Consider the following 9385-nt stretch of genomic DNA (forward strand, 5'->3'; position numbering starts at 1 on the left):
ACCGTCGCGACGAGGGTGGCCCGCCCGGCACCGCGCTCCGGCCGCTCGCCCGTCGGGTGCACTTCCTGGCGGCGATCCTGGTGGCGCCGCTGCTGCTCCTGCTCTGCCTGACCGGGCTGGCGTACGTCTTCAGCCCGCAGATCCACGACGACCTCTACGCGAAACAGCTCTACGTCGGTGAGGTCGGGGAGGTGCCGCGCCCGGTCGCGGAGCAGATCGCCACGGCGATGGCCCGGCACCCCGAGGCCGAGCTGCGCTCGGTCGTCCCGCCGCAGGCCGCCGACCGCACCACGCAGGTCAACCTGTCGACCCCCGGCCAGGAGCCGGGCACGGCCCGCACGGTCTACGTCGACCCGTACACGAACTACGTCGACGGCGAGCTGACGACGATCGGCGGCAGGCTGCCCGCGAACGTCTGGTTGCGGGAGTTCCACTCGAACCTGCACCTGGGCGAGTTCGGCAGGCTCTACTCCGAGACGGCGGCGAGCTGGCTGCCCGTGATCGCGCTCGGCGGGCTCGTCCTGTGGCTGGTCAAGCAGGGGCGCAAGCCGCGTTCGGCCGCGGAGGTGCTGGTGCCGAAGGTGCGGGGCAAGAACCCGCAGGCGCGGCTGAAGTCGGTGCACGGACCCTTGGGGCTGTGGCTGGCGGGCGGGCTGGTCGTGATGGCGGTGACCGGCCTGATGATGAGCCGGTTCGCAGGCTCGGGGCTGTTCGCGTGGCGGGCGCCCCGGCTGCGTGCGGCGCCGGTGGACGTCCCGCCCGGACCGAACCCGGTCGGCGTCGACACGGTTCTGGAGGTGGCCAGGAGCCACGGTCTGGACGGCGCGCTGCAGGTGGACGTCCCGACCGCGCCGGGGGAGGTCTTCACCGTGGCCCAGACGGCGCCCGGGCTCCCGATTCGGCGCGACACGATCGCGGTGGACCCCTACAGCGCGGCGGTCACCGAGCACCTGAGGTGGTCCGACTACCCCTTCCTCGCGCAGGTCCGGGTCCTCGGGACCTCGCTGCACACGGGCACCCTCTTCGGCCTGGCGAACCAGGTCCTGCTGGCGCTCTTCGCCATCGGCACGATCGTGCTGCTCGTGGGGGGCTACCTGATGTGGTGGAAGCGCAGCCCCTACCGCGGGCAGCTCCCGCCCGCGCCCCAGGCCGCGCTCCGCGCGACGCCCTGGCCGTGGACCGTCGTGGCGCTGGTGGTCGCCGCGGCCCTCGCCTGGTACCTCCCGACCTTCGGCGTGACCCTGGTCCTGTTCGTGGCGGCGGACGTGTCGATCGGAGCGGTCCGCCGGATCCGGGCGCGATCGAAGGTCCCGCCGGCAGCTGGTCGGTAGGTCGCCGGCGTCGACGAGGCTCTGCAACGACGAAGGCCCAGGTCATGTGACCTGGGCCTTTGTTGTCGGGGTGACAGGATTTGAACCTGCGACCTCTTCGTCCCGAACGAAGCGCGCTACCAAGCTGCGCCACACCCCGAAGGCCCGCCGCGTTCCTGCGAGCCGTGGAGAACTCTACCTGACGGTCTCCGCGGTCTGCGCGGGGGTTGCCCTCTCCGCGGCCGGTCCCGCCGGTCGGGGGACCAGGGTGAGCAGGCTGGCTTCGGGCGGGCAGGCGAAGCGGACCGGGGCGTACGGCGAGGTGCCCATCCCGGCCGAGACGTGCAGCCAGGTGTGGGCCCCCCAGCGGGAGGCCCCGCGGGCGCGCGACCGGTCGATCCCGCAGTTGGTGACGATCGCGCCGTACCCCGGCAGCCGCAGCTGGCCGCCGTGCGTGTGCCCGGCCAGGACGAGGTCGACGCCGTCGGCCGCCATCCCGTCGAGCACGCGCGGCTCCGGCGAGTGGGTCAGCCCGAGGCGCAGGTCCGCCGTCATCGGCCCGGAGACGCTGTCGTAGCGATCCAGCGACAGGTGCGGGTCGTCGACGCCGACGACGCCGACCCGCCGCCCGTCGACCTCCAGGAACAGCCGCTGGTGGGTGGCGTCCTGCCAGCCGTGCTCCACGAACCCGGCCCGCAGGTCCCGCCACGGCAGCGGCGCGCCGTGGATGCGCCGCTGCGAGCGGCGCAGGTAGCGGGCGGGGTTCTTGGGGGTGGGGCCGAAGTAGTCGTTGCTGCCGAACACGAACAGACCCGGCTTGGTCAGCAGCGGGTTCAGCGCCGCCAGCACCCCCGGCACGGCCTTGGGGTGCGCGAGGTTGTCCCCGGTGTTGACCACCAGGTCCGGCTCCAGCGCCGCGAGCTCGGCCACCCAGCGCTTCTTGCTCTCCTGGTCCGGCATCAGGTGCAGGTCGGAGACGTGCAGGATCCGCAGCGGCCTGCTGTCGGCGGGCAACACGGGCAACGCGGCCTCGCGCAACGTCCACCGGCGCCGCTCGTACCCTGCGGCGTAGGCGACGCCCGCCACCCCGGTCGTCACGGTCCCGAGGGCGAGGCGAGCGAGCTTGTGCACGGGGCTCAGGGTACGGGTGGGCTAGCGTGCAGCGCTGTGAGCACCTTGAAGGAGCAGCTGCGGAGCGACCTGACCGCGGCGATGAAGGCCCGGGACGAGCTGGTCAAGGCCACCCTGCGGCTGACCCTGACCGCGATCGGCACCGTCGAGGTCGCCGGGACCGAGCACCGCGACCTGTCCGACGACGAGGTGCTGAAGGTGATCGCCAAGGAGGCGAAGAAGCGCGCCGAGTCCGCCGAGGCCTTCGCCGCGGCCGGTCGGGACGAGCTGGCCGCGCGGGAGCGTGCCGAGGGCGAGATCCTCGCCCGCTACCTCCCCCGACAGCTCTCCGACGACGAGCTGGAGACCATCGCGAGACAGGCCGTGGCCGAGGTCGAGACGGAGACCGGCTCGGCCCCGGGCCCCCGCCAGATGGGTCAGGTCATGAAGAAGGCCACCGCGGCCGCGCAGGGCCGCGCGGACGGCAAGCGCCTCTCCGCAGTGGTGAAGTCATTGCTCTGACTCAGTCCCGACCCGGGTCGTCAGCGGTCTGCAGGGCGAAGAGCGGGGGCTCGGCCTCGAGGACCACAGGCTCGACGAGACGGTCCGGGGTCCCGAGCCTGCGCAGGTAGCGCCGCTGTTCGTGGCGGGCCCACTCCTCGCCCTCCGTCGCGATGGCCTCCATCACCTGGACGGCGGCGTCGATGCCCGCGGCGGCCCGTGCCTGGGCGATCAGCTCGCGGAGGTCCTCGCCCTCGTCCACCCAGTGGTTGAAGTCCTCGACCGCGATCTCCACGGAGTGTCCGCTGACCAGCGTGATCTGGAACCGGTGCTCGCCGTGCACACCCGAGTCGCGTAGCTCTTCGGGCGTGGCGTCCCGGCGGTCCTCCAGCAGGTACTTCCAGCGGCGCTGCCCCGAGGCGCTGGAGCCGTCGTCGGTCACGGTGGCGGCGGCGACCTTGCCGTACTGGAAGCCGGTCCGGACGTGGTCGCCCAGGGCCCCACTGAGGAAGTCAAGGTCGGACTCGTACTGGCGCACACCGCCCGCCGTCAGCAGGAAGATCGTCACGCGGTAGGCCGAGTATCGCGGCGGGCCGCCCTCGGTGCGGGCCCGCCAGCACCACGAGGCCCGTTCGGTGATCACGAGATGGCGGATCAGGTCCCGGGCCTGCAGGCGACACTCGTCGAGGGCCTGGCGGAGGATCAGCCGCGTGTCGTGGCCCAGCCACTCGCCGACCTCGACGTCGGTCGGGCGGTCGGCGAGCAACCGGCGGTCGGCCTCGTAGGCGGCGTACTCCCCGCCGTACTCCTCCTCGACCTCGGCGCGGATCCAGCGGCGCACTCGGACGTCGGCCAGCAGCCGCATCCCCGAGGCGAGGACGAGGGCCCCCGCGAGGGAGGCCCCGAGGACGAGCGACGCGGTCTGCTCCACGCCGAGAACGAGGCGGCCGAGCGCCGTCGTCGAGGCGACGAGCCCGACGATCGCGCCGATCGTCACCAGGACGAAGAGCGGACCGGGGAGATGGCGGTCGGCGCGGGTCTTCAGCTCACCCGACTCCCACTGGCGCCGCGTCCGGATCGCATGGTGTCGGATCAGTGAGTAGAGACCCTCCGGATGACGGCCATGAGTGAAGAGATAAGTGTGCGTGGTCTCGGTCGCGAGCGACGTCCGGAGCCCCCGGGTGTCCCGACGCCAGCGACGCGCCTCGTCACGCGCTTCGGGCTGCTCGGCCTCGAACGCCTCCTCGTAGATGTTCGCGACCGCGATCCGGAAGTGCTCCTGCCGACGACGCGCGCGTTCGAGCCGGTGACGGGCGTCGAGCCTGCCGTCTGCGCGTTCCGCTCTGCCCGCCTCCCGATCCTCCTCGACGCGGTCCGCCCACGCGTCGAGTTCCTCCCGCTCGGCGTCCTCCTCGCGGATCGCCCGGCGGTTCACCCCGAGCCTCGTCCGGACCGCCCGTCGCCACCGCAGCCCGGACGCGATGGCCGCCAGGCCGTGGAGCACGAACACCCCACAGCCCAGGGCCAGGGCGAAGAGGCCGATCGCCTGCCATCCGAGCGGCCCGATCACCGTCAGCACCAGGAGCCCGGTGATCGAACCGGTGGTGATGCCCGAGGCGACGAGCACGGCTGTGGTGCCCGCGCGGTGGGGCTCCTCGATGTCCGGGAGCCGGGGGTGCGCCGGATTCGGGCGGAAGAACTTCCGGGCCCGGTCGAGCCTGTCGTGGGCGAACCGCTCCCGGTCGATCTCCGCCCGTTCCTCGGCGGGCGTCCGCTCGACGAGGGTCGCCAGGAGGACGTCGAGATGGCGGTCGAGCTTCTCCCGCAGGTCACCGAGGGCGGGATCCGCGCAGCTGGCGCGCAGGTCCCGGCGGATCTGGTCGGGCACGGACTCTCCGCGGTCCACCGCGACCACGAAGGAGAGCAACGCGCCCACCAACGTGAGTCCGTCGCCGTGGAGTCCGGTCCGCGTTCGCCGAGCGTCGGCGAAGATCTGCTCGAGGACCCCGAACTCGGTCTCTCGCAGGTCACGGATCGTCCGGCCGCTGAGCAGCGCCAGCGCGTGGTGGAACAAGGCCTCCGGCGTGCGCAGTCCGCGGGCCCGCGCCTCGCCGATCAGCTGCCGAGCGGCGTCGAGGGTGCCCGCCTGGAGGTGGTTGATCCCCACCCGGAGCAGCTCCTCGGCTGATCCGTCCTGGGCGGTGTACGACACGTGCACGTCGCCGTGCACGACCCCGAACTGGGCGCCGACCTGCGCCGATCCGCCCGCAGAGTTGGACGCGCCCGCATCTGCGGACCCGCCCGCCGCCTCGCCTGCGGTGTCCTCGCCGTCGCTCACGTGAGCCTCCCGACGAGATCGATCATCTCCTCGACCTCCGTCGCCAGCCCGGTCGCACCCGCCGCCGAGTCCTTCAGGAGGGTGAGCGCACTGACGAACCGTGTCCGCCACGACGGCCGGTCGGGTGCTCGTTCGGCGAGCGCCTTCTCGGCCTCCTGGAGGTTGCTCGCGGCCCCGGCGACGGTGCCGGCGTCGAGGTCACCCTCGGCGAGGGCGCGCCCGACGAGCTGCCGGAGCCGGGCCAGCTGCTCCCCGAGTCGCTCCAAGTCCGACGTCGTCGGTGGACTGCCGTAGTTCACCGCGACGTTGCCGTCCACCCGCCCGAACTGGGCGGCCACCTGCGCGGAGTCCCTGGCAGTGTTCGAGTACCGATCCCCCACGGCACACCCCCTCAGAGGCGCTGAACGCTACCGTGCGTGCACGGATCGGCACATCTCATCAATTGCGGATTGACACGGCGACGCCGGCTGATCTCACCCCGGATGCACGAACGGCACTCTCGCTCACTAGGTATGAGCGAGAGTGCCGTTCGGGCGGGGGTTACTTGGCCGGGGCCTTCTTCGCTGCGGGCTTCTTCTTCGCGGCAGGCTTACGGGCGGGGGCCTTCTTCTTCACCGGGGCCTTGGCGCGGCGCTCGGCCAGCAGCTCGCTCGCGCGCTCGTCGGTGATCTCCTCGACGGAGTCGCCCTTGCGCAGCGAGGCGTTGGTCTCGCCGTCCGTGACGTACGGGCCGAAGCGACCGTCCTTGATCACCATCGGCTTGTCGGTGGCGGAGTCCTTGCCGAGCTCGCGCAGCGGCGGGGTGGCCGCGGCGGTACGGCGACCGCGCTGCTTGGGCTGCTTGTAGATCTCCAGCGCCTCGTCGAGCGTGACCGTGAAGAGCTGCTCCTCGCTGGTCAGCGACCGCGAGTCGGTGCCCTTCTTCAGGTACGGGCCGTAGCGGCCGTTCTGCGCGGTGATCTCGTCCCCGGACTCCGGGTCGGTGCCGACCAGGCGGGGCAGGCTGAGCAGCTTGAGGGCGTCGTCCAGGGTGACCGTGTCGAGGGCCATGTCCTTGAACAAGGACCCGGTGCGCGGCTTGGCCTTCTTCGGCGCGTCGTCGCCGAGGAGCTCGGTCACGAAGGGGCCGTAGCGGCCGTCCTTGGCGACGATCTCGTGCCCGGTCACCGGGTCCGTGCCCAGCGTGCGGCCCTCCTGCGGGACCGAGAACAGCTGCTCGGCGATCTCCTCGGTGAGCTCGTCCGGCGGCAGGTCCTCGGGCAGGTTGGCGCGCTGGGTCTTGGGCTTCCCCTCGGCGTCGACCTCGTCGGTCGGGCGCTCCATGTACGGCCCGTACCGCCCGACGCGCACCACGGCCTCGCGGCCCTGCGAGTCGGTGAACAGCGGGATCGAGTTGATCGTGCGGGCGTCGATCTCCTCGAGGTTCACCCCGACGAGCTTCTTCAGCCCGCCCGCCTTCGCCACCGAGCCCTCGGCGCTCGCGCCGTCTCCGAAGTAGAAGCCGTTCAGCCACGCGATGCGGGTGAGGTTGCCCGACGAGATGGCGTCGAGCTCGTCCTCCATCGCGGCGGTGAAGTCGTAGTCGACGAGCCTGCCGAAGTGGTGCTCCAGCAGCCCGACCACCGAGAACGCCACCCACGAGGGGACGAGGGCGGAGCCCTTCTTCCAGACGTACCCGCGGTCCTGGATCGTCTTGATGATCGACGCGTACGTCGACGGCCGTCCGATCCCCAGCTCCTCGAGCTGCTTGACCAGGCTCGGCTCGCTGTAGCGCGCGGGCGGGTTGGTCGAGTGGCCCTCCGGCGTGAGCTCGGCCGCGGTGAGCGCCTGGCCCTCGGTCAGGTTCGGCAGCCGGGACTCCGCGTCGTCGGCCTGGCCGCCGGAGCCCTCCTCGACCGTCTCGACGTAGGCGCGCAGGAAGCCGGGGAAGGTGATCGTGCGGCCGGAGGTCGCGAACGTGACGTCCTCGCCGGTCGCCGCGGTCCCGTTGATCCGGATCGACACGGTGGTGCCGCGCGCGTCGGCCATCTGGGAGGCGACGGTCCGCTGCCAGATCAGCTCGTAGAGGCGGAAGTCGTCCCCGTCGACCTCGCGGGCGATCTCGCCCGGGGTGCGGAAGGTGTCGCCCGCGGGCCGGATGGCCTCGTGGGCCTCCTGCGCGTTCTTCACCTTGCGCGTGTACTGCCGCGGCGACGACGGGACGTAGGAGTCCCCGTACAGCTCACGGGCCTGCGCGCGGGCGGCCTGGATCGCGGACTCCGACAGCGTGGTCGAGTCCGTTCGCATGTAGGTGATGTAGCCGTTCTCGTACAGCCGCTGGGCGCCGCGCATCGTGCGCTCCGAGGAGAACCGCAGCTTGCGGCCCGCCTCCTGCTGCAGCGTCGACGTCATGAACGGCGGGTAGGGCTTGCGCGTGTACGGCTTCGAGTCGACCGAGGCGACGGTGAGGTCACGGCCTTCGAGGCTCTCCGACAGCCGTCGGGCGCTCGCCTCGTCGAGGACGGTCACGTCGGCGTTCTTGAGCTTGCCGTCGGCGCCGAAGTCCCGGCCGGTGGCGACCCGGTTGCCGTCGACGGAGACCAGGCGCGAGCCGAACTGGCGCGGGGTCGCGTCGGCGCCCGCATCCATGGTCGCGGCGATGTCCCAGTAGCCGGCGGACACGAACGCCATGCGCTCACGCTCGCGCTGCACGATCAGCCGCGTGGCGACCGACTGGACGCGGCCCGCCGAGAGCTTCGGCATGACCTTCTTCCACAGCACGGGGGAGACCTCGTAGCCGTAGAGCCGGTCCAGGATGCGGCGGGTCTCCTGCGCGTCGACCAGGTCCTGGTCGAGCTCGCGGGTGTTCTCCGCGGCGGCGCGGATCGCGGACTCGGTGATCTCGTGGAAGACCATCCGACGCACCGGGATCGTGGGCCGCAGGGTGTCCAGCAGGTGCCAGGCGATGGCCTCGCCCTCGCGGTCGGGGTCCGTCGCGAGGAGGAGCTCGTCGGCGTCCTTGAGCAGGTCCTTGAGCTCGGAGACCTTGCTGCGCTTCTCCGGCGTGACCACGTACAGCGGATGGAACTCGTTGTCGACGTCCACACCGAGGCGGGCCCACGACTCGCCCTTGTACTTGGCGGGCACGTCCGCGGCGCCGCGCGGCAGGTCCCGGATGTGCCCGACGCTCGACTCGACCACGTAGTCGCTGCCGAGGTAGGGCTGGATCTTCTTCGCCTTGGTCGGCGACTCGACGATCACCAGCCGACGCACGCGGGCGCCGTTCGCGCTCGCCGTACCGGTCCCGTTGCGACGACCACCCCCGGCCGCGGCACGGCTGTTCGTGCGGCGCGACGAGGTTCCGGCGGCCTTCTTCTCCGGCTCGTCGGTCTCGGTGCTCGTCGTTCGGGTTGCCACGTTGGTCCTACTCCATCCCTCCGGCCGCGCCGCCGGTCTCGTACCGGCTCGCCACCGACCTCCGGGTGTCTCGGGTCGGGACGACAGGGCCCGCCGTTACCTACGGTCACTCTGCCATTCCCGTTCGACCCCGGGCCGACAGTATTGCTCTACGTCGGTCCCGTGCCGCCACGGTCGCACATCGACGACCGCTGTCGCATCCCTCACACCACCGAGTGTGTCCGATGGTGACGGAAAGCGAGTGGCGAGCGTAGCCCGGAGGTCAACCCCGGGTCCGGCCCCAGTACCGCGGCCATCCGGCCGGGTCGACCTCCGCCGGAGGGGGGCCGACGAGCTCGACCAGACGTTGCAGCCGCCTGGCTCCTGTGATGCGCAACGCCGGTCCGGTCGCCCGGCATTCCCCGACCGGCGCGAGGGCGAGGTGGTGGGCGCGGCAGGTCGGGAGGGGAGTGGGACCGAGATCGGGGTCCGTGGGGTCGCCGGTGAGGTCGACGACGGCGGGGTGGCCCGGCGGCTCGGTGGGGACGGGCGCCTCCGCGGCCTCCGCGGCGGCCGTACGGCACCGGGGGCAGGGCGGGAGGGTCACGCGAGCGGGCGGCAGGCCGAGGCGCGTGGTGGCGGCGATCAGGGGGTCGTGCGTGGCGGGGGCGGCGCCGTCGAGCGGTAGGAGGTAGCCGCCGCGGTCGTCGGGCCTGCCCCCGGCGAGCACCCAGAGTCGCAGCGCGGTGCC

Annotated in this window: 6 protein-coding genes, 1 tRNA gene and 1 pseudogene; 2 read left to right on the forward strand and 6 right to left on the reverse strand. The window is 72.2% G+C overall.

All coding sequences use genetic code 11. From position 1 onward, the window contains the following. The coding region (locus tag H5J29_RS11095; protein WP_181780854.1) for a PepSY-associated TM helix domain-containing protein at positions 1-1331 on the forward strand (1331 nt) is incomplete at its 5' end. Positions 1332-1396: 65 nt separating this feature from the next. Here H5J29_RS11095 and H5J29_RS11100 read toward each other — a convergent pair. Next, positions 1397-1470, reverse strand: a tRNA-Pro gene (locus H5J29_RS11100). 35 nt (positions 1471-1505) lie between these two features. Next, on the reverse strand, positions 1506-2441 hold the full coding sequence (locus tag H5J29_RS11105) for a metallophosphoesterase (RefSeq protein ID WP_181780855.1): 936 nt from the start codon (positions 2439-2441) through the stop codon (positions 1506-1508). 36 nt (positions 2442-2477) lie between these two features. On the opposite strand from H5J29_RS11105, the gene H5J29_RS11110 reads away from it, so the two are divergent. Next, positions 2478-2942, forward strand: a complete 465-nt coding sequence (locus H5J29_RS11110) for a GatB/YqeY domain-containing protein (protein ID WP_181780856.1) — start codon at positions 2478-2480, stop codon at positions 2940-2942. A gap of 1 nt (position 2943) precedes the next feature. On the opposite strand, the gene H5J29_RS11115 is transcribed toward H5J29_RS11110, so the two are convergent. The 4 genes and pseudogenes from H5J29_RS11115 to H5J29_RS11130 form a co-directional block, all read right to left on the reverse strand. Then, positions 2944-5259 (reverse strand): hypothetical protein, encoded by a 2316-nt coding sequence (locus H5J29_RS11115; RefSeq protein ID WP_181780857.1) that lies wholly within the window; start codon positions 5257-5259, stop codon positions 2944-2946. After that, positions 5256-5597: a hypothetical protein gene (locus H5J29_RS11120; protein ID WP_181780858.1), complete on the reverse strand. Its 342-nt coding sequence runs from the start codon at positions 5595-5597 to the stop codon at positions 5256-5258. The genes H5J29_RS11115 and H5J29_RS11120 overlap by 4 nt, the downstream gene beginning before the upstream one ends. Before the next feature lie 202 nt (positions 5598-5799). Next, positions 5800-8511, reverse strand: a complete 2712-nt coding sequence (gene topA, locus H5J29_RS11125) for a type I DNA topoisomerase (RefSeq protein ID WP_446686474.1) — start codon at positions 8509-8511, stop codon at positions 5800-5802. A 406-nt stretch (positions 8512-8917) separates the two neighbouring features. Beyond that, a pseudogene (locus H5J29_RS11130) lies at positions 8918-9385 on the reverse strand (hypothetical protein); the annotation flags it as partial.

Origin of the sequence: Pseudonocardia pini, from assembly GCF_013870575.1 — a bacterium.
GTDB lineage: Bacteria > Actinomycetota > Actinomycetes > Mycobacteriales > Pseudonocardiaceae > Pseudonocardia > Pseudonocardia pini.